This window comes from Mesorhizobium sp. M0808 (assembly GCF_040320025.1).
GTDB lineage: Bacteria > Pseudomonadota > Alphaproteobacteria > Rhizobiales > Rhizobiaceae > Mesorhizobium.
In genome coordinates, this window is the sequence record NZ_JAMYOX010000023.1 from 1 (window position 1) to 22,908 (window position 22,908).

Genomic DNA, 22,908 nt, shown 5'->3' on the forward strand with positions numbered 1-22,908 from the left:
GCCCGGCACCGACGCATTCCGAGCTGGCGGCAACGATGAGCACGCACAGGGAAGCGGTCTCGCGCGAAATGAGCGACCTCGCCAAGAGAGGCCTGATCGAAAAGCGCGGCAGCAGGTTATTGCTGCATGACGTCTCGGCACTACGGGCGCTGGTCGACAAGAAGGAATAGCGAAGGCTGTCGCTGCGGCGGGGGGCACCGCACGTTTCATACTCCTCGCCGCAAGTGATTATTCCTTCCGGCAAACCGGGCAACCTAGCGTGCCAGCGCGCGGGTCGGGCTTTGATCGCTTCACCCCTTGCAAGAATCATGACTCGGCTTCTTGATGCGGGCACGGAACGTTATCCCCAGCCTGCTTGCAGACTTACAAGGGCGGATCGAAGGGTGAAGCCGCATGGACGTTAAATACCAAATCTTCGTCAGCTCGACCTATGCCGATTTGGTGGACGAAAGACGGTCGGTCATCGAGGCCGTTCTTAACCCTCGGGCATATTCCTGTGGGGATGGAGGCATTCCAAGCCAGCGACGACACTCAATGGGATTACATTAAGCGGCGCATCGATGACAGCGACTACTACGTACTCATCGTAGCGGAGCGGTACGGCTCAGAGTTGAAGGGTAAGAGCTACACCCAGATGGAGTACGAGTACACCGTCGCCCAAGGCGTGCCTACCGTGGCGTTTTTGCTCGAAGGCGGTGCTCGCAAGACGTGGGCCGCGGAAAAGGTCGAGTTCGAGAAAAAGGCCAAACTCGAGAGATTCCGAAAGCTGTATGAAAAGAAGCTCGTTAAATATTGGCGCAACAAGGACGATTTGGCGGGTAAGGTTGCGATGGCTATTAGACGTTATGACCGTGGTCTGAGCGGCGGCCCGCCCTTCTAGCTTGGCCGACCGATCCACCGCACGATTTCATAGGCAGGCATCGGGCGGCGAAAACCCTTCAGCGTCAGTTCGCCAACAAGAACGGATTCGACCAGCGACTCGACAGCGCCGAGGACCCGTTGGCTAACAAGAATCTGGCGCGATTTGGCCTCCTCGCACAATCGGGCGGCATGGTTCGACACAGTGCCGATGACGGCATAGTCCGAGCGCTGATCAAAACCGATGCGCCCGATGGTTGCGTGGCCCCTGGCAATGCCGATCCCAAAGCCAAGCAAATAGTCGCGCTTGCGCCATCGCTCTGAATGCTCGTCAATCGCGTCGCGCATTGCAGCAGCCATTGAGACAGCTCTCTCGCTGTGGTCGGCGCATGCCAGTGGATCGTTGAAAACCACGACGATACCGTCGCCCACGAACCGCTCGAGAGTCCCCTCGTGGCGGACAATTTGTTCACCAAGACAGGAATGATACTCGGCAAGAACGGTCATGACTTCTTCGGGTTCGGCGGTCTCTGCGAAGGCAGTAAAGCCGCGCAAATCGCAAAAGACAACGGTCACCTCGCGACGGTGGCTCTGCAAGAGCGCATCTCCATTGCCCGCCGCAACGATGAGGTCGGCGACCTGTTCGGGCAGGAACCGCCTAAGCCGCGCCATTCGCTCGAGCTCCGTCACCTGGTCGGCCACGGTTTGCTCGAGCGAGCGGTTCCAGTCGGAAAGTTGCGCGGCTTGGTCCTCAAGGCGTTTGGCTTGGCTCGCGACAGTGTCGTGAAGCGCCTTCTGACGCAGCATCGAGCGCACCCGCGCTAACAGCGCCCTGTGCTCGAAGGGCTTTGTCAGATAGTCGTCGCCACCGGCGTCCAGCCCATCGACCACGTCGCGCGTGTCGGCTTTCGCGGTGACCAGAATAACGGGGATCGACCGCAGCGATTGATCGTGCTTGAGCATGCGTACCACACTGATGCCGTCGAGCTTCGGCATCATGATGTCGAGCAGGATCAGATCCGGCGTGAGTTCGCGGGCTTTCGCAAGCCCCTCTTCCCCATCGGCGGCGGTTGCAACTTCGTAGCCATTCGCCTCGAGGCGCATGCGCAGGATCTCGAGGTTTTCCGGAGTATCGTCGACCGCGAGAATGCGAGGCGGATCGTGCAAAGCGCTGCCTCCCTCAAGAAAGGAACCCGCGAATCTCGGAAAGCAGCTGGCGCGGACTGAAGGGCTTGGCAATGTAACCATCGCACCCAGCAGCAAGGGCTTTCGCCTCGTCGCCCGACAACGCGTAGGAGGTGACGGCGATAATCGGAATGTGCCGGAGCGCCGGGTCGGCCTTGATGCGGCGGGCCGCTTCATACCCGTCGATCACCGGGAGCTGAATGTCCATAAGGATCAGGTCTGGCCTGTGCGCTCCGGCTGCAGCGATGCCGGCGGCGCCGTCCGCCGCCTCGATCAGTTCGTATTCGGTGGTAGCAATGAGATCGCGGATGATCTGGCGGTTGTCCTCGGTGTCTTCCACCATCAGGATTCGTTTGCTCATGCGGCCCTCACGTCCTCATTCACCCGGATTGGTACCTTGAGACGGAATGTCGACCCTGACCCGATCACGGACTCGACGTCTATGGTTCCGCCATGCATTTCGACGATGCGCTTCGAGATCGCCAGGCCAAGACCCGTACCGCCCTTCTGCCTGGTACTGCTGTTGTCGACCTGCTGGAATTCTTCGAAGATGAGAGCCTGGTCCTTGGACGCGATGCCGGGACCGGTGTCTCGGACGGTCATCTCGAAGTGCCCGTCGACCGCATCGGCAAGAATGTCGACCGCACCCGTTTCGGTGAACTTGACGGCGTTGCCTGCAAGATTGAGCAGGACCTGCGTCAAACGGCGTTCGTCCCCGCGGCCGATTGGAAGGTTCTCGGCAACAGTCGTTGAAAGCTCAAGACCCTTCGCTCGTGCCAGCGGCTCTACAGCCGTAACTGTCGATCGAACAATCTGCGCGACGGAGTAGTCCTCGATCGCCAGTGTGAGCTGGCCGGCTTCGATCTTGGAAAGGTCGAGTACGTCGTTGATGAGCCCGAGGAGGTGACGACCGTTTGCCTGCACGCGCGCGACGGTCGTCTTTGCCTTGTCCGGGAGTTCGCCGTAGATGCCGTCGACCAGCAGCTCTGTGAAACCCAAGACCGAATTGAGCGGTGTCCTGAGTTCGTGGCTCATATTCGCGAGGAACTGGGACTTGTGGCGGCTAGCTGCCTCCAGCTCCCGGCTTTTCTCCTCGATCTCACGGAACAGCTTGGCATTCTGGATCGCGAGCACCGATTGGGCTGCGAAGGTCTCCAGCAGGTGGACAACTTGCTCATGGAAGGCACCTGGCTTGTAGCGCCTGACGACCAGTGCACCGACGATCTTGTTGGGCCTCAGCAGCGGAACGATCAGGATACCGCGATATCCGGCTTCGACGATCGTCTTTCTTACAAGGAAGGATGAGGCCTCCTCGCTGAGGTCGGGAAACTGCACCGGCATGCAGCGCTCGGGTGCGTCGCCGATCCCCATGTCGGCCAGCCCGATCGTCTGGTGTGAGACTGCGGCTATAAGCTCATCGCTCATACCGAAGTTTGCGCGCGGACGGAATTGCTGCCGCGTGCTGCTGAACACGTAGATGGTGCCAGCATCCGTCTCCGACAACTGGACCGCTTTGGCGACGATCGTTTTCAGCACCGTGTCGAGATCCAGCGTCGAATTGACCGCCTTGCTCACTTCACCAAGCGCCTCGAGCTCACCAACAGACGCGGCAAGCTCGCGCGTCCGTGACTGCACCGCCTCGAAGAGCCGCGCATTCTCGATGGCGATCACCGCCTGGTCGGCAAATGTCTCGACGAGCGCGATCTCCTTGAGATTGAAAGGTTGCGGCTCAACCCTCGTCATGACGAATACGCCAACGAGATCACCTTCCCGCGACAGCGGGGCAGCGAGGACGGTGCGGAATCCGCCTGCCTCAGCGATCAAGGCAACGCGGTAGTCCGGATCAGCGGTCACGTCTTCGATTTGCACGATCCGCCGTTCTTCGATTACGCGCCCTACGGCGGAGCCTCGGCCTGCGGCGAGCGCGGGAAGTGGATTGGCGTCGACATAAGCACGGAAACTGGGCGGGTAGCCATGCGTCGACACATAGCGGAATACGCCATCCAGCAACTGCACGATACCACCCTTGTCGGCACGGCAGAGCCTGACAGCCGATTCCACCAACGTATCGAGCACGACCTGCAGATCGAAGGTAGAGCGGCTGATGACCTTCAGAACGTCTGCAGTGGCTGTCTGCTGCTGAAGGGCTTCGTCGAGCTGCTGGGTGCGTGTCTCAATCTCCTGATACAGGCGCCCCAGCTGGTCGGAGGTCTGGTTGACGTTAGCGGCGAGCACTCCAAGTTCGTCGCGATTGGCGACGGCAACCTGTTGGGCGAAGTCGCCGGCCGCTATCTGGCTGAGGCGCGTCTCGATCTTCTTGACCGGTTCGATCAACGACCAGGAGATGATGTAGCCGAGCCCCAACGCCAGCAGGATACTGCCCACAGCAAACGAGACCACGATCAGTCTGGACGTGCCGTACGCACCCTCGGTCGTTTCGATGGCCACTACCATGTCGGCCTCGGCCATGTTGACCAGCTGGTTTGTCAGCCGCTCGAGGCTATCAGCCGACGGTATGATTTCATCAAGCTGAACCTTGCGCGCCTCCTCAGTGCGGCCGGCGCGGACGAGCTCTGCCACGTGCGTCACCCCGGCCGTCAGCCGTTCGTACTCTTGCCTGACCTGGCCAAGCACTTCCACCTCGGCTTTGGCGACGAACTCCATGCGGTCGAGGTCGTAGCCGAACTGGTTGAGCTGGCGCAGCGCCGCATCCAGCATCCGGTCGTCCTGAAGCAAAAGGGCGGTGGAGATGCCGTAGAGCTGGGTGGTCGTATCGTGCTGGACCTGGCGATAGGCTGCTATCCGGCGCTGCAACTTGATCAGCTCGTTTGTTTGATCATTGACCCCACTCAGCACCTGCAACCCGACGGCCCCGAGCACGATCAGCAGGCCGACAATCGACAGGAACGCGATCAAGAGCTTGGTCTGGACGCGCGCCGGCAGCCGGGCAACCCAGCCAACGAGCCGGTTCGTTATGCTATTTGGATTCGTCCAAGAGGCTGAGAAGGTCATCCCGGAACTCCTCCAGGTCGAACCGGACACCAAGATACTGTACTCGCAAGATGCCACCGGGGTCCACGAGCGACGTCAACAAGGTATGGTCGACATCTCCGTTCGCCGCCTTCTTCGCGATGACCCCGTATTTCCGTCCAACCTCATGGACAATCGCCGGATCACCGGTAAGAAACGACCAGCCCTTCAGATCGGCGCCAAAATTCTGCGCATATTCCTTCAAAACATCGGGCGTGTCGCGCTCCGGGTCGACGGTGATCGAAACGAAGGCGATTTTCGGTCCGAATGCACTACCCAACTTTTCCTGCACGCTGGCCATATGGGCGGTCAGCATGGGGCAGACGTCGGTACAGTACGTATAGATGAATGAAACGGCGACCACCTTGCCGCGAAAGTCGTGCAGCGACACACGCACACCGTCCTGCGATACCAAGGTAAAGTCCGGCGCCTGTCCGATCGTCGGCAGGCGCTCGTCGTGCGGCGCGTCGTGCGCGTGTGCCGGCCCGGCCATCAGCGCCAGCAGCAAGATGCGCGCCGCCCACTCGCTCACGTTTTCATCTCGCGCTTGACCTCGTTGAAAAAGCGCCAATCCGTGCCGTTCGCGATGATCTCGTTTGGGTTCGACTTGACAATCCCGGCTTCATGCAGCCGCAGCGAGAAGAACCTCATCGTGTCCTCGGGATCGAAGTCGCGCCAATCAGAGTATGGGAGCTCGCGGAGCGACTGCACGGCGTAGTCGTATTGTTCGGTGTGTCCGCCATCCACCAGGAGGCGTGCCACCCGTTCCGGTTCGGCCGCGCAGATGTCGGCCGATTTGATGATGGCCCGGATGACGCGCTTGGTGGCAGCTGGATTTTTCTCGGCATACGCAGCGTTGACCGCCAGCATGCAGCAGTAATATTGCGACCACGGCCGGTCCTTGGAACTGTCGAGGATGACGTGGCCGACTTTGCGGGCGCGGAGGTCTTGAGCCTCAGGCGGAAAAGCCAGGAAGGCGTCGACCTTGCCCTCGGCGAAGAGCTCCGCCGGCTTTGCCTCGCCGACGATCCATTCGATGTCGCGTTGCGGATCGAGGCCGACATAGGTCGCCATGGCACTGACGAAGATATGCGGATCCGACGATAGATTGCCGCCGACGCCGACTTTGCGGCCCTTGAGATCCGCGATGCTCTTGATGTCCTCGCGTCCGAACAACTCGTAGCAGCCGACATGCACTCCGGAGATCACCTTGATCGGGGCGCCAGTGTCGACTGGAATGATTAGGGCCGTGGCAAAGTCAATGCCGAAGTCGATGTCGCCGCGCGCCAGCATCTCGGTCTGGGCGATACCAGCTTCGGCGGCCACGAAGCCGAAATCTGAGAACCCCTCTGCGCGGATCAGATCCTCGGCGACGTACTGCGGAGCAATGCAGATACCGGGCGCCGCCGCAAAGCGGGCGATTGTGGTTTCAGGTGCCGCTTCGGCGGCGGCCGCGTTGCGGCCCTTTGCAAGACCCACACCTGCGAGCGCGGACAGGCCTGTGAGGAAACGGCGGCGGTTCTGGATGATCTGCATAAGCCTTTCCTTCCCTGATGGGACACGACGTTCGGCGATTGCCTACGTCTTCAACTCCTGCTTTAGTTGATAGAGAAAGCGCCAATCCGTTCCGGTGGCGATTATCTCTTGCGGGCTCGACTTGATCATGCCCGTTTCGTACATGCGCAGCGCGTAGAAGCGCATCGAGGCTTCGGCATCGAAATCCCGCCATCTGTCGTACCGGAGGTCGCCAAGCGTTTGCAGCGCGAGTTCGTAGCTGGGGACGAAACCTCGATCGACCAGCTGCCCTGCAGTCCATGACGGATCTGAGACACAGAGGTCGGCGCCCTTGAGGATGGACCGCAGGACGCGCTTTGTCGCCGCCGGGTATCTGTCTACATAATCCGCAGTCGCGGAAATCATGCAGCAGAAGTGCTGCGACCACGGCGGGTCGGTGGTCGAGTTGAGGATTGTGTGGCCTACTTTCCTGGAGCGAAGTTCCTGCGTGCGGGGCGGTTGGCCGAGCACTGCATCGTACTTTCCTTCGACGAAGCCTTCCGCAAAATTGTGCTCTTCGATGACCCATTCGATGTCGTTGACGGGATCGAGCCCAACATAGGCGGCCATCAGAGAAACCAACACGTGTTGCGGCGAATCAAGCGTAAAGACCCCAACCCGCTTTCCACGCAGGTCCGAGACGCCTTTGACGCTGTCGTTGGCGATCAGTTCGAGGCACCCGGAGTGCAGTCCGCTTAGTACCCTGATCGGCACTCCTGCATCGATCGACGCCAGATGAATCGGCACATAGTTCACACTGAAATCCGTCTCGCCGTTTGCGATCCACGCGGAATGATCAACCTTCTTGTCACCTTGCACATAGCGGACATCGGTGAATCCCTCGGCGCGCAGCATCTCTCCGGCGAGGTACAGGCCCGCCCAGCAATAGGCGCCGCCGATGTACCGCGGCAGGCGGACCGAGGTGGTCTCCGGCAGCGGCTCAGCCCAGGCTTGCGTAGAGGTGCCGATAAGGCCCGCGGCGCCGGCTGACGCAGCGCCGGCTAGGAAACGGCGGCGGTTCTGGATGATCTGCATAAGCCACTCCTTCCCTCGATAGGGCGCACGGCATGATGGCGATTGCCTACGTCTTCAACTCCTCCTTCAGTTCGCTGAAGAAGCGCCAGTCGGTGCCTTGGGCCAAGAGCTTCTGGGGGGTGCTCTTGAGCATCCCGACCTCGTGGAGGCGCAAGGCGTAGAAGCGCAGGGTGTCCTCAGCGCTATACCCACGCCAACCGTAGGGGAGCCCCTTTATGACCTGGAGGGCATGGTCATAGCGCCTAGTATAGCCCTGCTCCACCAAGTACTGCGCGGACTGCTCCGGCTCGCTGGCGCAGAAATCCGCCGCTTTCAAGATGGCGCGGAGGGCGCGTTTGGTGGCCACCGGATACGTGCGGACGAACTCCCGGTTCCCAGCCAGCATGCAGCAGAAGTATTGCGACCAGGGCCGGTCCACGGTGCTGCTAATCACCACATGGCCGATCTGCCGCTCCCGCATCTCCTGCGGTTCGGGGGGAAAGCCTAGGTAGGCATCGATCTTCCCCTCACTTAGGAGCCGGATGGACTCGGGTCCCGGATGCGTGACGAAGTGTATGTCCTTATGGAGGTCCAGGCCTACATAAGCCGTCATAGCGGCGAGAAAGACGTATCGGCTGGAATCTAGCGCTGGCACGGCCACGGTCTTCCCCTTGAGGTCGCGGATCGACTGGATGCGATCGGTGCCGAACAGCTCAAAGCAGCCGACGTGGAGTCCTGCCAGGATGACGATGGGATCCCCCGCTTCCAGGCTGAGAAGGAGCGGGGCGGCGAAATGCGCACTGAGGTCGGCTTCACCAGAGGCGAGGGCCGGCGCGATGTCTGCGGTCCCCTCTTTTTGGAGGTAGTGCACCTCAGTGAACCCTTCGCTGCGCAGCAGTTCTTCGGCTACATACTGGGGGGCCTGACAGATGCTGGGAATCCGGACGAGCCGGATCCGCGTCGTCTCAGGCGGTGGCTCCGCAGCGGCTCGCCTGCGGACGCTAGTCGTTTCCGGCGGTGGCTCTGAGGGGAGCGATTGCTGGACCCCGACTAGGCTCGCGGCGCCGGCTGCCGAAAGGCCGGCCAGGAAGCGCCGGCGGCTCTGGATGATTTCCATGTCCACGTCTCCCCTTGAGACAAATGGGATCAGGTTTTCAGCTCACGCTTCAACTCGTCGAGGAAGCGCCAGTCCGTTCCGTCGGCGATGATCTGTTGCGGGCTCGATTTGATCATGCCCGTCTCCTGCATGCGGAGTGTGTAGAACCGCAGGGAGTCTTCAGGATCGAATTCCCGCCACCGGTCGTACCGGATATCCTTCAGCGTTTGGAGCGCGTAGTCATACGATGGGACGAAATCGCGATCGACCATCTGCCGAGCCACCCGCTGCGGATTCGACACGCAGAGGTCAGCGGCCTTGAGGATGGATCGCAAGACCCGCTTGGTCGCCACCGGGTACCTATTCACGTAGTCCGACGTCGCGGAGATCATGCAGCAGAAATACTGTGACCATGGGCGGTCGACGGCATTGTTGAGGATGGTGTGGCCGATCTTCTTGGCGCGCAGCTCCTGCGGCTGGGGCGGCGTGCCGAGGAATGCGTCGATCTTCCCTTGGACGAAGAGTTCCGTGGGCTTGACGCCCTCAGTCAAGACCCACTGGATATCGTTGACGGGATCGAGCCCGACATAGCCGGACATGAGGGACAGCCACACGTGTCGCGAGTTGTTGAAACCATCAACGCCCACCCTCTTGCCCCGCAGATCCGTGACGCTGCGGATGCTCTCCTTGGCGATCAGTTCGAGGCATCCCGAGTGCAACCCGGTTAGCACCTTGATCGGCACGCCGGCATCGATCGACGCGATTTGGTTCGGCGGAAAGTTGACCGAGAAATCCGTCTCACCGCGTGCGATCCACTCCGATTGGTCGACGCTTCTGTCGGCTTCTACGTAGCGAACGTCGGTGAAGCCATCTGCGCGCATCAGTTCTCCGGCGATGTACGCGCCGGCCCAGCAGTAGGAACCACCAACCCACCGCGGCAGCCGAACCGTGGTCGTTTCCAGCGGCGGTTCCGCGTGAAGCGACTCCGGAAGACCGACAATACCGGCAGCGCTTACCGCTGCAGCGCCGGCCAGGAATCGGCGGCGGGTTTGCATGATCTGCATCCGAACGCTCCTCTTCCGAATCGCAAATGGCAATTCTGGCCGGAACCGAGCAAAAGAGGTTCCGGCAGTGACAGACAGTCTTGTGAGCGCGCCGAACACAGCGAATTACGAGCGCGCCCAGAGTCTTGATGCGGGAGTCTTGCGCTCTCAGTCGCCGGCCCAGTATTAGCAACCGACGATATGCCACGGTACGCCCAATTTGCGTTGGTTGCGAGCGCAAAACTTACTCCGCCAAACGTCCCGCCAGCACCTCGCTGTCAGGGAGACTGTTTGCGCGGTTCAGAATGGCCACTTCGAGTTTACTGCGGCCGGGCCGAGTCATCGACGCAAAGGTCTGCACAGGGTCATCAGTACTGGTTGCGCTTAACGTCTGGTTCCGGGAAGGAAAATCGGCCTCGGAAGGTCCCGAAAGGGTCAGGAATGCTGGTCGCGGTGAATGTCAGCTATCGGGCAGCGAAATGGGCTCATGAAGGGCGGCTTTGGGTCAGGTCACGACGATGCCCACACCAACCTGAATGTCCGCTGTTGAATATCGCGGCGAAGCTGCCGGTCTGCTCTCGGCCCATTTCGACCAGAACGCGACCTTAGAGTATCTGCTCGGCAATGACCGCTCCTGGCGGATTTTGTTGAAAAAGTCTGGTGCTCCGGAGGGCATACCTCTGAAGTAGAAAGGCATTTCTCGCTGGGCGTACTGCTGGAATCAAGATTCACAGGCAATTCATTTGCGGAACGAAATTCTATCCGCGCAGCCCTACGGCCTCGGTGGCGGACTTTTCAACACTATCGGCGCAATTGAGCCGTCCGCCAACAAAGTCTGTGTAGGGGTGAAATCTTCGAGGCCTGAGCTAACCGCTAAACCTGCCTTTGCGTCGAGAACAGGACGCTTGACTGAAGGGAAAGCCGCTGGCCGGCAAAGCTGATTGTTAAGTCCCGCACGGTAGAAGAGTCGCCGTGAGACAGTCAGTTGAAACATTTCGAACGTCTAACGGGCTTTCGCCGAAGGGTTGCACATCATAGTGTGCGCGAATGAACGAGGGGGCATTTCATCCGGAAGACAGGGCGCGATCCCAGATTGATCGGCGCCTGTTGCTGTGCGGATGGGTGGTGCAGACTCGCGACGAGATGAACCTGGGAGCGGGCGTTGGCGTCGCTGTCCGGGAATTCCAGACCGCTACCGGTCCCGTCGACTATGCCCTGTTTGTCGGACGAATCCTGTGCGGCGTCGTGGAAGCCAAGCCGGAAGGATCGACGCTTTCAGGTTTCGCCGAGCAGGCGGCACGGTACATGGCGGGCGCGCCAAGCCATCTGGTGCGGTCGGATGGACACGTACGTTGCGAGTATGTTGCCTCCTCCTCGGAAACGCTTTTCCGGGACCACGCCGATCCGGATTCCACATCACGTATCGTCTTTTCGTTTCACCGTCCGGAGACCCTTGACCGCTGGATCAAGGATTCCGCGACGCTTCGTGCCCGGCTGCAGTCAATGCCACCGGTCGATCCAACTGGCTTGCGCACCTGTCAAGTAGACGCCGTAACTGCACTTGAGCAGTCGCTGGCGGCGAACAAACGGCGAGCGCTCGTTCAGATGGCGACGGGGGCCGGGAAGACATTCACTGCCTGCACGCTGAGCTATCGGCTGCTGGCGCGTGCCGGCTTCCGGCGCATCCTATTCCTGGCGGACCGCGCGAACCTGGTCCGCCAGACCCGGGACGAGTTTCTCGCTTACCGCCCGCCGGGAACAGGCAGATCATTCTCGGAGATCTACAACGTCCAGAAGCTCGGCGCGGCGGGGCTGGACAAGGATTCACAGGTAGTGGTCGCGACTATTCAGCGCATCTACTCAGTGCTGACCGGCAAGGAGCTTGCGGAAGAGGCCGAAGAGATTTCGTCCTTCGAGCAGTCTGGCCCGGCGACCGAGCGCCTGATCAGCTACAATCCCTTGATACCGATCGAGAGCTTCGATCTGGTCATCACCGACGAATGCCACCGGTCAATCTATGGCACGTGGCGGCAAGTGCTCGAATACTTCGATGCCTTCACGGTCGGTCTCACCGCCACTCCCTCGCTTCACACGCTCGGCTTCTTCAACAAGAACCTCGTGGCTCAGTATCCCTATGAGCGGTCGGTGGTCGACGGCGTCAATGTCGGCTTCGAAATCTTCCGCATCCGGACGGAAATCGGTGAACGCGGGTCGACCGTGAAGGCAGGCTACGCGATAAGCGAACGCGAGCCGAACGCTACGAGACCCTGTCGGAAGATTTCGCATACACGCCGGACCAGATCGACCGGACTGTCCTGGTCCCGAACCAGATCCGCACGGTTCTCGAATCCTTTCGTGACACACTCTTCACCGAACTATTCCCCGGCCGTCACGAGGTTCCGAAAACTCTGATATTTGCCAAGGACGACCACCACGCCGAGGAGATTGTTGGGCTGGTCCGGGAGGTGTTCGGCAAGGGAAACGACTTCGCGAGGAAGATCACCTACAAGACTGACGGCGCCGATCCCGAACAGCTGATCCGCGCCTTCCGCAACGACTACAACCCGCGCATCGCCGTCACCGTCGACATGATCGCGACAGGAACGGACGTCAAGCCGATCGAGGCGCTGATCTTCCTTCGAGATGTCCGTTCGGAGCTTTATTTCGAGCAGATGAAAGGACGTGGCGCCCGCACGATATCGCCGGAGAAACTGCGCGAGGTCACTCCGGACGCCGAAGCAAAGACGCGTTTCGTACTGGTCGACGCGGTTGGCGTTTCCGAAAGCCTCAAGACGGTATCGCAACCTCTCGATCGTGACCGGGTCATAGGATTCGATCGGCTGATCGACGAGATCGCCGCCGGACGGCGGGACGATGACGCCTTCGCAACCCTTGCGGCCCGTCTGGCCGCTCTTGACCAAAGGATCAGCGACAAGGATCGCGCGGCAATCACAAAAGTGACGGGCGGCGTCGATCTCGCGGGTTTGGCAGGGCGCCTACTCGATGCCGTCGACCCGGATGCGCTTGCAGCCCGCGTGGGCCAGGACGCGCCGGAGCTGGAGCAGCGCAAGGCGCGAGAGGCGGCCAAGGATAAGGCAGTGGAAATCTTTGACGACCCGGCTCTGCGCAAGCTGCTGAAGGACGTGAAGGCGGCAGCAGATAACATCGCCTACGACAACGGAGCCCTCCAGTATGGATGTCTCAAGATCGATGACGTGTTCGGAGACGTGAGACGAGAGGGCCGTTGCTCGCTACATTGGCAATTCTCGACACCTACACCCTCACGAAATCGGGAACGGATGAAACGATTTGGGTCGAACTTGTGAAGGGTAAACGGCAGAAGGACGGTGCCCGGTGGTGCTTCTACGAGGTGCCCATCGAGGCTGGTGAGTGAGGTCGGTGAGGTCTGCTTCTGTCGGGCATAGTCACCCAAAAAAATCATCATGTGTTGGGTAGCTGGTTCTCACCGTCTCTCCGGACAACGAGTTTTTTTCGCGTCACTTGCGTAAGGGAACCAGACCTCACCGACCTCACCTTCGGGCTGAGAAATTGTCCCGAAATCTGCACTTAACCTTGAAACGCTGCTGGCTGGAGCCTCCGGCGTCCGCGAATGCCTATCGCCCCGGTAATCGACCGCGCCCGCTACCGCCCGCCCTTCAATGGCGCATGCGGCGAACAATCGTTACGACCACAACTGCAAAAATCAGAGCCAGCACAAACCACGGTGCAATATCGAATAAAATTCGAAGGCCACCCCACATCTGTGCTCGATCCTTTGGTTATGCCGGAAGCTAGTGAATTGGTCGTCAACTTTCCACCTCAGCAGGCATCAACTCAACCTGATATCGACCGACCACAAGGGCATGCCGTCTGCCTCACGCCAGCACATGAAGCCGGTGGCTTTGCACCCAACCTGCGCGCCGTGACATCGCGGACGACATAGAGCGTGCCGCCCCTACCGCGCCGCCTGAGTTTGATTTGTTTGCCCATACTCCTACAAGAGCCACCGGCGGACCTTTCTCCGCCAGAAACCAGAGCAGATTCTAGAGCTAAAACCAGAGCTAAAAGTGCAAATAGTCGCCCGGTGGCGCAAACCAAAACGGCGAATTAGCGAGTAAATTCAATCAGTTAGGTGAAAATTTGAGAGGTGAAATGTGGCGGAGAGGGAGGGATTCGAACCCCCGATGGGCTTGCACCCATGCCGCATTTCGAGTGCGGTGCATTCGACCACTCTGCCACCTCTCCGCGGTCATGGTCCGCCGTTGCCGGCGCGGCGCACTAGATAACGGCTGGACAGGCAGGTTACAAGGGCCAATCTGCCCCGGCGCCGCAGCTTCTGTCCGTGCTTCCTTCGAGCCTCCGGCAGCCGCTGCTCGATATTTGCTAGGACTGGGCTCAACCCATTCGCAGCTTGCCCGCGGCGCTTGCCTTGACTCAAGCCGAACCTTCGGTTAGGGACAGCGCGCAATCGGCGTGGAGGGATCTTCCGCGCCGCTTGTTTTTTGAACCCGCAGACTGACAAAAAGACGGCCGAACCGCCTGAAGCGGTTCATCAAGGCCGACCGAACAGCGAAAGGCAAAAAATGTTCGCAGTCATCAAAACGGGCGGCAAGCAGTATCGCGTTGCCGCCAACGATCTCCTGAAGATCGAAAAACTCGAAGCCAATGTCGGCGACATCGTCGAGATCGGTAATGTGCTCGCGCATGGCGAAGGCGAAAACGTCACGTTCGGCGCGCCGTTCGTGGATGGTGCGATGGTCACCGCCGAAGTCGTCGAGCAAGGCAAGAACCGCACGGTCATCGCCTTCAAGAAGCGCCGCCGGCAGAATTCGCGCCGCAAGATCGGCCATCGCCAGCTTTTGACCACCGTCAGGATTGCCGAAATCCTGCTGGGTGGCGCCAAGCCGGCGAAGAAGGCCGCCGCCAAGACCGAAGCGAAGGCCGAAGTTGCAGCCAAGACCGAGGCGAAGGCTGAAGCCGCGCCGAAGGCAGCAGCGAAGGCAGAGGCTGCGCCGAAGAAGGAAGCCAAGGCCGAGACGACCGTGGACAAGGCTGCCGAAGCCGCCGCGCCGTTGTTCAAGGCGCCGAAGGGCGAGCCGGACGACCTGACCGTGATCAAGGGCATCGGCCCGGTCGCCGCCGGCCAGCTCAACGAACAGGGCATCACCACCTTTGCCCAGATCGCCAAGCTGTCCGACAAGGACGTCGCCAAGATCGACGAGCACATGCCGTTCAGCGCCGACCAGATCAAGGACTGGCGCGAGCAGGCCAAGGAATTGGCGAAGAAGTAGAACGAACCGGCGCAATCGTCGCCGGATCGGACTTGAAACGGAACGCGAACGCGTTCATAAGATCGTTTAGGCGCCTCGCGGCGCATCGGAGTAGTTAGATGGCACACAAGAAAGCTGGCGGATCGTCGCGCAATGGTCGCGACTCCCATTCCAAGCGGCTCGGCGTGAAGAAGTTCGGCGGCGAAGCCGTGATTCCGGGCAACATCATCATTCGTCAGCGTGGCACGACGTGGCATCCCGGCACCAATGTCGGCATTGGCACGGACCACACGCTGTTTGCGCTCGAAGCTGGCGCAGTCACCTTCAACAAAAAAGCCAATGGCCGAACCTACGTATCGGTGAACCCGATGACGAAAGCAGCGGAGTAGCCGGTTCCGCACGAGAACACCGGCACCCATCTCGGGAACCGGTGTCTGGCCAAGCCAGGAAATGGATCAGGGGAGATGGGTTTCCATCTCCCCTTTTTCTTGTGCCTGGAGGACTTTGATATGGTTGCCGAAGCGGAAGCGACAGACGACGAAAGTTACACGATAGATTGCCCGGTCCTGGTCACCGAGCGGCTGGTTATGCGTGCCCCGCGTGAGAGCGACATCGAGCAATTGGTGGCGCTCGCCGACAACCGCCATGTCGCGGAAATGCTGGCCCGCATGCCGCATCCCTATGGCGAGGCGGAGGCACGCGCTTTCCTGGCCATGACGGCATCGCGCCGGGCCGGAATCGCCTATGCGCTGACGCTGGCCGGCACCGAGACCTTCGTCGGCTGTGCCGGGCTCAACACCACGGATCGTGGGCTGGAGCTCGGCTACTGGATCGGCGAGCCGTACTGGAAACGCGGCTACGCGACGGAGGCAGCGCACGCACTGGTCGACCTTGCCTTCCAGAGAACCACGATCCAGGTGCTGCACGCCTCGACGCGGGTTATCAATCCGGCCTCGCGCCGGGTCATCCACAAATGCGGCTTCCAGTATGCCGGCCAGGGCATGCTGAATTCGATCGTTGCCGGTCAGGTGCCGGTCGAGCGCTACCGCCTCGATCGCAAGACCTGGACCAGCCTGCGGAACTGGGTGCATTTTTGATGGATGCGGCTCACGTCATCTCGAGCCAGATCGGCAAGTGATCCGAACCGGCCGCTTGCCGGTCGACCCACAGGCGCCTCAGCGATTTGGCAAGCGAGGCGCTGGTGAAGATGTAGTCGATGCGCTTGTAGCGGCTGGTATCGCCCGGCCGCTTGGGGTCGACCCAGGTGACGAGATCGGCGCCGGCAGCGCCGAGGCGGGTGGCAGCATCGATGGCGAGGTCGGCGGTCACCGGCATGCCGAATTCATGGTCAGGCTGGCCGGCGAGTTCGACATGTTCCGGCGATCCGGCCAGCATGTTGAAGTCGCCCATGACGACGAAGGCTTCGGGACAAGGCAGGTCCGGCAAGCCGATCTCGGCGACGCCGGAGAGCCCGCCGCCCTCGAGCGGGTATTTCAACAGACGCTGGCGCAGAAAGCGGATCTGGCTCAGCCGTTCAACCGGGCTACGGTGGTCGAGATGGGTGGAATAGAAGCGGATCGGACCAAGCGGCGTTTCGATCAGCGCCTCCAGCGCGCCGCGCTGGAAGTTCATCGCCTCGACACTGCGGCTGCGCGGCAAAAGGAGATTGCGCGACAGATGGATCGGCGTCCTCGACAGCACCATGTTGCCGAGCTGGAAGGTGGTCGTGATGGCGCGGCCGTTCTCCAGGCGCGAGCCGGCGTCGGCTTCGAAATTGCTGCCGTAGACGGCAAAATAGTCGGGCAGCGCCTCGCCGAGGTCGGCCACCATGTCGCGGCCGCCATTCTTCGGGTTGGCGCGGGTGACCTCCTGCAGCGCGATCACGTCGGCGCCGCGCACGGCATCGGCGATACGGCCGACATCATAGCGGGCGTCGAGGCCGACGCCGTAGTGGATATTGTAAGTTACCAGCTTCATTCCGACATCTCGCGCTTGGAAAGCCGAGGATCGATTTTTCGGCAAGGGTCAACCAAATGGTACGCGTCCAGAGCTACGCGCGACGTTACAGTAGCAAAAACGGCCCTCGCCCTTCGACCCGCCTTGGTTTAGAGCAATCCCGCAAAGCCAATAGCAGAAACCATACAATCCGATGAAATTTCTCGATCAAGCCAAGGTCTACATCCGCTCCGGCGACGGCGGCGCCGGTTCGGTGTCGTTCCGGCGCGAAAAGTTCATCGAGTTCGGCGGCCCGGACGGCGGCGACGGCGGTCGCGGCGGCGATGTCTGGGTCGAGGCGGTCGATGGGCTGAACACGCTGATCGACTATCGCTACCAGCAGCATTTCAAGGCCAAGACCGGGACGCACGGCATGGGCCGCAACATGACCGGCGCCAAGGGTGCCGACGTAACGCTGAAAGTGCCGGCCGGAACACAGGTCTTTGCCGAGGACAATGAGACGCTGATCTGCGATCTGACGGTCGTCGGCCAGCGCTTTCTGTTGGCCAAGGGCGGCAATGGCGGTTTCGGCAACCAGCACTTCAAGACCTCGACCAACCAGGCGCCGCGCCGCGCCAATCCCGGACTGCCGGGCGAAGAGCTCAACATCTGGCTCAGGCTTAAGCTGATCGCCGATGCCGGCCTTGTCGGGCTGCCCAACGCCGGCAAGTCGACCTTCCTGGCGGCGGTCACCGCGGCCAAGCCGAAGATCGCCGACTATCCCTTCACCACGCTGCATCCGGGCCTTGGCGTGGCCCGCATCGACGGTCGCGAATTCGTCATTGCCGATATTCCGGGCCTGATCGAAGGCGCGCATGAAGGTGTCGGCATCGGCGACCGCTTCCTTGGCCATGTCGAGCGCACGCGTGTCCTTCTGCATCTTGTCTCGGCGCAGGAAGAAAATCCGGCCAATGCCTACAAGACCGTGCGTGCCGAACTCGAAGCCTACGGCAACGGCCTGACCGACAAGGTCGAGATCGTCGCGCTTTCCCAGGTCGACATACTCGATGCCGACGCACGCAAGAAAAAGACCGCCTCGCTGAAACGTGCCGCCGGCCGCGCGCCGATGCTGCTTTCGGCAGTCACCGGCGAAGGCGTCGAGGCGGTGCTGCGCGCGCTGATCGCTGTGGTGGCCGATGCACGCGAGGCTGTCGCTGCGCCGGTCGAGACGCGCTGGAACACATAGCCATGGCCGCGCAATCGCTGAAAAATTATCGGCGCATTGCCGTCAAGATCGGCTCGGCGCTGCTTGTCGACCGCACGACGGGCCTGAAGCGCGACTGGCTGGCCTCGCTTGCGGACGACATCGCCGTGCTGGCCAATGGCGGCGCCGAAATTCTCGTCGTGTCTTCGGGCGCGATTGCACTTGGCCGCACCATTCTCGGCCTCGGCAAGCGGGCGCTGAAGCTCGAGGAGAGTCAGGCGGCGGCCGCCGTCGGGCAAATCGCGCTGGCCGGCGCCTGGTCGGATGCGCTCGGCAAGAATGGCTTGAAATCGGGCCAGATCCTGCTGACGCTCGGCGACACCGAAGAGCGCCGCCGCTATCTCAACGCGCGGGCGACGATCTCGACACTGCTCAAGATGAAGGCGGTGCCGGTCATCAACGAGAACGATACGGTGGCCACCTCCGAAATCCGCTATGGCGACAACGACCGGCTGGCGGCGCGCGTCGCCACTATGATGGGCGCCGACCTTTTGGTGCTGCTCTCCGACGTTGACGGGCTCTACACGGCACCGCCGGCGCGTGACCCGCAAGCTCGATTCATTCAGGTCGTCGACCGCATCACCCCCGACATCGAAGCGATGGCGGGTGCCGCTGCTTCGGAATTGTCGCGCGGCGGCATGCGCACCAAGCTCGACGCCGGCAAGATCGCGACCGCCGCCGGCACCGCCATGATCATCACATCGGGCACGCGGCTGTCGCCGCTGCTGGCAATCGAGCGCGGCGAGCGTGCCACCTTCTTCCGGCCGAGCGCCAATCCGGTCAAGGGCTACAAGACCTGGATCGCCGGGCAGCTCGAACCGGCCGGCCGGCTGACCGTCGATGCCGGCGCCATCGGCGCGCTGCTCTCCGGCAAGTCGCTGCTGCCGGCCGGGGTCAAACTGGTCAGCGGCAATTTTGCGCGTGGCGACACGGTGGCGATCCTGTCGCCCGAGGGCCGCGAGATCGCGCGCGGGCTGGTTGCCTATGATGCCGCCGATGCCGTAAGGATCGCTGGGCTGAGGACGACAGAGATCGAAACCGTGCTCGGCTACGAGGCGCGTTCGGCGATGATCCACCGCGACGATCTTGTGGTGAGCCATGCCGGTGGCGAGCAAGTAGTCGGTGACCAGGTTACATAGCGGAGGATGAGCCATGCTGACGCTGCATGAAAAATCCCGGGATGATACCGTGGCGCTGATGGCCGATATCGGCCGCCGCGCGCGTGCCGCGGCCCGCCCGCTGGCCATCGCTGCGGCCGAGCGCAAGCACGCGGCGCTGTTCGGCATGGCTCAGGCGATCCTTCGGCATGAGCAGGACATCCTCGACGCCAATGCCATCGACATCAGAAATGGCAGGGAGGCTGGCCTATCGGCAGCGTCGATGGATCGGCTGAAGCTCGATCCCGCCCGCATCCGCGCCATGGCAGACGGTATCAGCGAGATCGCCGGGTTACGCGATCCGGTCGGCGATGTCATTGCCGCATGGGACCGGCCGAACGGGTTGCATATCGAACGGGTGCGCACGCCGCTCGGTGTCGTCGGCGTCATCTATGAGAGCCGGCCTAACGTGACCGCCGATGCCGGCGCGCTCTGCCTCAAGGCGGGCAATCCGGTGATCCTGCGCGGCGGCTCGGATTCGGCGAATTCTTCCGCCGCTATCCATGCCTGCCTGGTCGAGGGGCTGAAGGCAGCCGGGCTGCCGGAGGATGCCATACAATTGGTGCCGACTACCGATCGCGCCGCCGTCGGCGAAATGCTGAAAGGACTTTCCGGCAATCTCGAGGTCATCATTCCGCGCGGCGGCCGCAGCCTGGTCGAGCGTGTGCAGAACGAGGCGCGGGTGCCGGTCTTCGCGCATCTCGAGGGCATCTGCCATCTCTATATCGACCGATCGGCTGATCTCGACATGGCGGTCAAGATCGCGGTCAATGCCAAGATGCGGCGCACCGGGGTGTGCGGTGCTGCCGAGACGCTGCTGGTCGACCGTGCCGCCGCCGGCACGCACCTGGTGCCGATCCTCGAGGCCTTGCGGGCGGCAGGCTGCGAGATCCATGCCGATGCCGAGGCGCTGAGGCTTTATGCCGATGCCCAGCCCGCGACCGATGCAGACTGGGTGACCGAGTATCTCGATGCCATCATTGCGGTGAAGCTGGTCGACGGCATTGGCGGCGCCATCGAGCATATCGAGACGTTTTCCTCGCATCACACCGAGGCGATCATCGCCGAGGACGCCACAGCGGTCGACCGGTTCTTCAACGAGGTCGATTCGGCGATTCTTCTGCACAACGCCTCGACCCAGTTTGCCGATGGCGGCGAGTTCGGCATGGGCGCCGAGATCGGCATCGCCACCGGCAAGATGCATGCACGCGGGCCGGTCGGCGTCGAGCAACTGACCTCGTTCAAATATCGCGTGCGCGGGTCGGGACAGGTGAGGCCTTGAATCCGTCCACAGTCCGAGCCTGAGAGGCGTGCGCCCAGCCACCCCCCTCTGTCCTGCCGGACATCTCCCCCTCAAGGGGGGAGATTGGCTGTCATTTCTGATTTCGCCAATCGGCGGCGTTGCAAGATTTGCGCCTGCGATGAAGCTGACAATCTCCCCCCTTGAGGGGGAGATGCCCGGCGCGGCAGAGGGGGGTGCCTGACGCATGCTTGCCTTGTCCGAACATGCCATATCCTCCCGCTATCTCAAGATGCCGCATGCCGGGAAAGGCGTGGCGGTCGGGCTGTTCGGCGGTTCGTTCAACCCGCCGCATGCCGGCCATGCGCTGGTCGCCGAGATCGCACTCAGACGCCTTGCGCTCGATCAGCTGTGGTGGATGGTGACGCCCGGCAATCCGCTCAAGAATGCCGGAGACCTGGCGCCGCTGGCCGAGCGGCTGCAGCTATCCGAAAAGATCGCGAAGAACCCGAAGATCAAGGTCACCGCATTCGAGGCGGCCCACCGCGTCCGCTTCACCGCCGACACGCTGGCGCTGGTCAAGGCGCGTAACCCGGGCGTCGATTTTGTCTGGATCATGGGCGCCGACTCGCTTCGCGACTTCCACCGCTGGCAGCGCTGGCGCCGCATCGTCATGACGTTCCCGATCGCGGTGGTCGACCGGCCAGGCGCGACGCTGTCGTTCCTGTCGTCGGTGGTCGCCAAGACCTTCGACTATGCCCGCGTCGACGAGGGCGACGCACCGCGGCTCGCCCGCATGACGGCGCCGGCCTGGACCTTCATCCACGGCCCGCGTTCGTCGCTGTCGTCGAGCGCGATCCGCAAGGTGGCAAAGGGCTGAACCGGCGCGGAAGGCAAGTCCGGTGATGTCGCTTTTGCCGCTGCCTTGACCTGCTTGATGGGCGATCCTCGGTCATGACGATTCTCGAGCGCGACCAGGACAAGAACGGTCTAGGGCAGCCGGCGCCGTCGATCGCCATTGCCAGCATCCTTTTGTCGATGGCGCTGATCGCCGTCGGCAATGGGCTGATGTTCGCCTATATCCCAGTCCGGCTCGGCGCCGAGGGCTTCGATCCGACATGGGCGGGGCTGATCGTCACCGGCCTTTCGGCTGGCGGCCTCGCCGGCTGCATCCTGACCGGGCCGCTGGTGCGGCGTGTCGGCCATGCCCGCGTGTTCATGGTGCTGTCGGCGCTGATCGTGCTGTCCAACGCCGCGGTCGGCGCGGGGCCGCACCCATTGCCATGGATCGCTGCACGGGCACTCTACGGCTTTGCCATATGCGGCCTGTTCATTGTCGCGCAGAGCTGGCTGAACGATGTCGTCGCCAACGCCATCCGCGGCCGGGTCATGGCTATCTTCTACGTTGCCTACGTCGCCGGGCTCGGCGTCGGCTACTCGACGCTGGCGTTGATCGATATCCGCGCGGCCGACGCGCCGCTGATCGGCATTGCCTTCACCGCGCTGTCGATCCTTCCCGTCGGGCTGACGCGGCTTGCGCAGCCGCCGGCGCCGCAAGCGGCGTCCGTGGCGCTCGGCCGCGCCTGGCGGATCTCCCCGGTCGGCGTTGCCGGTATGCTTGCCGTCGGCGGCCTGTCGATGACGATCTCGGGTTTTGCGCCGATCCATGCCACGGCCAAGGGCTACAGCCAGGCCGACGTCGCCTTGCTGCTTTCGGCAATGCCGGTCGGCACGCTGATCCTGCAGATTCCGCTCGGCTGGATTTCCGACCGCACCGACCGGCGCTTTGTGCTGATCGCGGCGTCGGCGCTTGCCGCCGCGGCGGGCCTGTTTGCCCTCGGTTTCGACGGCGGCGCGCTGGCGGTGCTGCTCGTCATCTATGTGGTCTGGGACGGCGCCTCGGAATCGATCTATTCGCTTGCCAGCGCCCATGCCGGCGACCGCGCCGGCAAGGACGACATGGTGGCGTTGTCGAGCTCGCTTTTGTTTGCCTGGTCGCTGTCCGGCTTCGTCGTACCCGGCATTGTGACCGGACTTTCCGCCGTCTACGGCACGCAGGCCTTCATCTATGTGGCAATCGTCATTGCCACAGCCTACTGCCTGTTCGTTCTCTGGCGCGTCGTCATGGTTCGGCCGGTGCCCGCCACCGAGACCGGCAGTTTCGCGCCAATGACGGCGCAGGCGCCGTTGCCTGTCGATCTCGCCTTCGCGCCCGAAGATCAGCGCGGGCGCGGAGAGCTTTGAGGGCCATCTGCCGGCCGG

General features: G+C 62.0%; 24 protein-coding genes, 1 tRNA gene and 1 pseudogene. 16 read left to right on the forward strand and 10 right to left on the reverse strand.

What is annotated here, in order from left to right:
• The 3 genes and pseudogenes from NKI25_RS23055 to NKI25_RS23065 form a co-directional block, all read left to right on the forward strand.
• Positions 1-170: helix-turn-helix domain-containing protein (locus NKI25_RS23055; RefSeq protein WP_352999566.1), on the forward strand; the 170-nt coding region annotated here is incomplete at its 5' end.
• Positions 171-393: 223 nt separating this feature from the next.
• Positions 394-465: pseudogene (locus NKI25_RS23060) on the forward strand (hypothetical protein); the annotation flags it as partial.
• Positions 431-880: a DUF4062 domain-containing protein gene (locus NKI25_RS23065; protein ID WP_352595940.1), complete on the forward strand. Its 450-nt coding sequence runs from the start codon at positions 431-433 to the stop codon at positions 878-880. The pseudogene NKI25_RS23060 and the gene NKI25_RS23065, both read left to right, overlap by 35 nt.
• Here the strand turns inward: NKI25_RS23065 and NKI25_RS23070 are convergent.
• The 3 genes from NKI25_RS23070 to NKI25_RS23080 are packed head-to-tail and all read right to left on the reverse strand — an operon-like array spanning position 877 to position 4,512.
• Positions 877-2,121: an adenylate/guanylate cyclase domain-containing protein gene (locus NKI25_RS23070; RefSeq protein WP_352691721.1), complete on the reverse strand. Its 1,245-nt coding sequence runs from the start codon at positions 2,119-2,121 to the stop codon at positions 877-879. The two genes, NKI25_RS23065 and NKI25_RS23070, sit on opposite strands and share 4 nt — an antisense overlap.
• On the reverse strand, positions 2,039-2,386 hold the full coding sequence (locus tag NKI25_RS23075; RefSeq protein ID WP_246501742.1) for a response regulator: 348 nt from the start codon (positions 2,384-2,386) through the stop codon (positions 2,039-2,041). Before NKI25_RS23075 ends, NKI25_RS23070 begins: the two co-directional genes overlap by 83 nt.
• A gap of 14 nt (positions 2,387-2,400) precedes the next feature.
• Entirely contained in the window at positions 2,401-4,512 is a 2,112-nt protein-coding gene (locus NKI25_RS23080; RefSeq protein ID WP_352644606.1) for a GAF domain-containing protein, read from the reverse strand.
• A 144-nt stretch (positions 4,513-4,656) separates the two neighbouring features.
• On the opposite strand from NKI25_RS23080, the gene NKI25_RS23085 reads away from it, so the two are divergent.
• On the forward strand, positions 4,657-5,046 hold the full coding sequence (locus NKI25_RS23085; RefSeq protein ID WP_352644604.1) for a hypothetical protein: 390 nt from the start codon (positions 4,657-4,659) through the stop codon (positions 5,044-5,046).
• On the opposite strand, the gene NKI25_RS23090 is transcribed toward NKI25_RS23085, so the two are convergent.
• The 5 genes from NKI25_RS23090 to NKI25_RS23110 are packed head-to-tail and all read right to left on the reverse strand — an operon-like array spanning position 5,021 to position 9,801.
• Positions 5,021-5,605, reverse strand: coding sequence for an SCO family protein (locus NKI25_RS23090; protein ID WP_352595949.1), 585 nt, complete (start codon positions 5,603-5,605; stop codon positions 5,021-5,023). The two genes, NKI25_RS23085 and NKI25_RS23090, sit on opposite strands and share 26 nt — an antisense overlap.
• The gene (locus NKI25_RS23095; protein WP_352595952.1) at positions 5,602-6,609 is read right to left on the reverse strand and encodes an ABC transporter substrate-binding protein; all 1,008 of its coding nucleotides are present in this window, start codon (positions 6,607-6,609) and stop codon (positions 5,602-5,604) included. The genes NKI25_RS23090 and NKI25_RS23095 overlap by 4 nt, the downstream gene beginning before the upstream one ends.
• A gap of 42 nt (positions 6,610-6,651) precedes the next feature.
• Positions 6,652-7,662: an ABC transporter substrate-binding protein gene (locus NKI25_RS23100; protein WP_352595954.1), complete on the reverse strand. Its 1,011-nt coding sequence runs from the start codon at positions 7,660-7,662 to the stop codon at positions 6,652-6,654.
• 46 nt (positions 7,663-7,708) lie between these two features.
• Positions 7,709-8,758 (reverse strand): ABC transporter substrate-binding protein, encoded by a 1,050-nt coding sequence (locus NKI25_RS23105; protein ID WP_352595957.1) that lies wholly within the window; start codon positions 8,756-8,758, stop codon positions 7,709-7,711.
• Positions 8,759-8,787: 29 nt separating this feature from the next.
• Positions 8,788-9,801, reverse strand: coding sequence for an ABC transporter substrate-binding protein (locus NKI25_RS23110; protein ID WP_352595960.1), 1,014 nt, complete (start codon positions 9,799-9,801; stop codon positions 8,788-8,790).
• 515 nt (positions 9,802-10,316) lie between these two features.
• Between NKI25_RS23110 and NKI25_RS23115 the strand changes: the two genes are divergently transcribed.
• From NKI25_RS23115 to NKI25_RS23130, 4 genes are all read left to right on the forward strand, one after another.
• Complete coding sequence (locus tag NKI25_RS23115) at positions 10,317-10,469, forward strand: hypothetical protein (RefSeq protein WP_352590059.1); 153 nt, start codon at positions 10,317-10,319, stop codon at positions 10,467-10,469.
• A gap of 436 nt (positions 10,470-10,905) precedes the next feature.
• The gene (locus NKI25_RS23120; protein ID WP_352999523.1) at positions 10,906-12,192 is read left to right on the forward strand and encodes a DEAD/DEAH box helicase family protein; all 1,287 of its coding nucleotides are present in this window, start codon (positions 10,906-10,908) and stop codon (positions 12,190-12,192) included.
• Between the two features lie 53 nt (positions 12,193-12,245).
• On the forward strand, positions 12,246-13,106 hold the full coding sequence (locus NKI25_RS23125; protein WP_502897414.1) for a hypothetical protein: 861 nt from the start codon (positions 12,246-12,248) through the stop codon (positions 13,104-13,106).
• Between the two features lie 284 nt (positions 13,107-13,390).
• Positions 13,391-13,723, forward strand: coding sequence for a hypothetical protein (locus tag NKI25_RS23130; protein WP_352634284.1), 333 nt, complete (start codon positions 13,391-13,393; stop codon positions 13,721-13,723).
• Between the two features lie 212 nt (positions 13,724-13,935).
• Here NKI25_RS23130 and NKI25_RS23135 read toward each other — a convergent pair.
• Positions 13,936-14,025: transfer RNA gene (locus NKI25_RS23135), tRNA-Ser, on the reverse strand.
• Between the two features lie 338 nt (positions 14,026-14,363).
• Between NKI25_RS23135 and NKI25_RS23140 the strand changes: the two genes are divergently transcribed.
• The 3 genes from NKI25_RS23140 to NKI25_RS23150 all read left to right on the forward strand — a co-directional run bounded on the left by NKI25_RS23140 (position 14,364) and on the right by NKI25_RS23150 (position 16,147).
• Positions 14,364-15,071, forward strand: coding sequence for a 50S ribosomal protein L21 (locus NKI25_RS23140; RefSeq protein ID WP_023678078.1), 708 nt, complete (start codon positions 14,364-14,366; stop codon positions 15,069-15,071).
• A gap of 98 nt (positions 15,072-15,169) precedes the next feature.
• Positions 15,170-15,439, forward strand: coding sequence for a 50S ribosomal protein L27 (gene rpmA / locus NKI25_RS23145; protein WP_023678077.1), 270 nt, complete (start codon positions 15,170-15,172; stop codon positions 15,437-15,439).
• Between the two features lie 120 nt (positions 15,440-15,559).
• Positions 15,560-16,147 carry a GNAT family N-acetyltransferase gene (locus tag NKI25_RS23150; RefSeq protein ID WP_023678076.1) on the forward strand — a complete coding sequence of 196 codons (588 nt, stop codon included), beginning with the start codon at positions 15,560-15,562 and terminating at the stop codon, positions 16,145-16,147.
• A gap of 10 nt (positions 16,148-16,157) precedes the next feature.
• On the opposite strand, the gene NKI25_RS23155 is transcribed toward NKI25_RS23150, so the two are convergent.
• Positions 16,158-17,027 carry an endonuclease/exonuclease/phosphatase family protein gene (locus tag NKI25_RS23155; protein WP_023678075.1) on the reverse strand — a complete coding sequence of 290 codons (870 nt, stop codon included), beginning with the start codon at positions 17,025-17,027 and terminating at the stop codon, positions 16,158-16,160.
• 172 nt (positions 17,028-17,199) lie between these two features.
• Between NKI25_RS23155 and obgE the strand changes: the two genes are divergently transcribed.
• From obgE to NKI25_RS23180, 5 genes are all read left to right on the forward strand, one after another.
• Entirely contained in the window at positions 17,200-18,231 is a 1,032-nt protein-coding gene (obgE, locus tag NKI25_RS23160; protein ID WP_352450880.1) for a GTPase ObgE, read from the forward strand.
• Positions 18,232-18,233: 2 nt separating this feature from the next.
• Positions 18,234-19,388, forward strand: a complete 1,155-nt coding sequence (gene proB / locus NKI25_RS23165) for a glutamate 5-kinase (RefSeq protein WP_023678073.1) — start codon at positions 18,234-18,236, stop codon at positions 19,386-19,388.
• Between the two features lie 13 nt (positions 19,389-19,401).
• Positions 19,402-20,688 (forward strand): glutamate-5-semialdehyde dehydrogenase, encoded by a 1,287-nt coding sequence (locus NKI25_RS23170; RefSeq protein ID WP_023678072.1) that lies wholly within the window; start codon positions 19,402-19,404, stop codon positions 20,686-20,688.
• Positions 20,689-20,938: 250 nt separating this feature from the next.
• Positions 20,939-21,526 carry a nicotinate-nucleotide adenylyltransferase gene (locus tag NKI25_RS23175; RefSeq protein WP_031212055.1) on the forward strand — a complete coding sequence of 196 codons (588 nt, stop codon included), beginning with the start codon at positions 20,939-20,941 and terminating at the stop codon, positions 21,524-21,526.
• Between the two features lie 74 nt (positions 21,527-21,600).
• The gene (locus tag NKI25_RS23180) at positions 21,601-22,890 is read left to right on the forward strand and encodes an MFS transporter (protein ID WP_023678070.1); all 1,290 of its coding nucleotides are present in this window, start codon (positions 21,601-21,603) and stop codon (positions 22,888-22,890) included.
• Positions 22,891-22,908 lie beyond the last annotated feature (18 nt).

Coding starts and splice junctions, on each gene's coding strand:
- NKI25_RS23175 (WP_031212055.1), top strand. CDS start 20,939: ATGCCGCATGCCGGGAAAGGCGTGGCGGTCGGGCTGTTCGGCGGTTCG.
- NKI25_RS23155 (WP_023678075.1), bottom strand. CDS start 17,027: ATGAAGCTGGTAACTTACAATATCCACTACGGCGTCGGCCTCGACGCC.
- NKI25_RS23180 (WP_023678070.1), top strand. CDS start 21,601: ATGACGATTCTCGAGCGCGACCAGGACAAGAACGGTCTAGGGCAGCCG.
- NKI25_RS23170 (WP_023678072.1), top strand. CDS start 19,402: ATGCTGACGCTGCATGAAAAATCCCGGGATGATACCGTGGCGCTGATG.
- NKI25_RS23130 (WP_352634284.1), top strand. CDS start 13,391: ATGCCTATCGCCCCGGTAATCGACCGCGCCCGCTACCGCCCGCCCTTC.
- NKI25_RS23150 (WP_023678076.1), top strand. CDS start 15,560: ATGGTTGCCGAAGCGGAAGCGACAGACGACGAAAGTTACACGATAGAT.
- NKI25_RS23115 (WP_352590059.1), top strand. CDS start 10,317: ATGTCCGCTGTTGAATATCGCGGCGAAGCTGCCGGTCTGCTCTCGGCC.
- NKI25_RS23075 (WP_246501742.1), bottom strand. CDS start 2,386: ATGGTGGAAGACACCGAGGACAACCGCCAGATCATCCGCGATCTCATT.
- NKI25_RS23095 (WP_352595952.1), bottom strand. CDS start 6,609: ATGCAGATCATCCAGAACCGCCGCCGTTTCCTCACAGGCCTGTCCGCG.
- NKI25_RS23105 (WP_352595957.1), bottom strand. CDS start 8,758: ATGGAAATCATCCAGAGCCGCCGGCGCTTCCTGGCCGGCCTTTCGGCA.
- NKI25_RS23065 (WP_352595940.1), top strand. CDS start 431: ATGCCGATTTGGTGGACGAAAGACGGTCGGTCATCGAGGCCGTTCTTA.
- proB (WP_023678073.1), top strand. CDS start 18,234: ATGGCCGCGCAATCGCTGAAAAATTATCGGCGCATTGCCGTCAAGATC.
- rpmA (WP_023678077.1), top strand. CDS start 15,170: ATGGCACACAAGAAAGCTGGCGGATCGTCGCGCAATGGTCGCGACTCC.
- NKI25_RS23100 (WP_352595954.1), bottom strand. CDS start 7,662: ATGCAGATCATCCAGAACCGCCGCCGTTTCCTAGCCGGCGCTGCGTCA.
- NKI25_RS23110 (WP_352595960.1), bottom strand. CDS start 9,801: ATGCAGATCATGCAAACCCGCCGCCGATTCCTGGCCGGCGCTGCAGCG.
- NKI25_RS23080 (WP_352644606.1), bottom strand. CDS start 4,512: ATGGCCGAGGCCGACATGGTAGTGGCCATCGAAACGACCGAGGGTGCG.
- NKI25_RS23140 (WP_023678078.1), top strand. CDS start 14,364: ATGTTCGCAGTCATCAAAACGGGCGGCAAGCAGTATCGCGTTGCCGCC.
- obgE (WP_352450880.1), top strand. CDS start 17,200: ATGAAATTTCTCGATCAAGCCAAGGTCTACATCCGCTCCGGCGACGGC.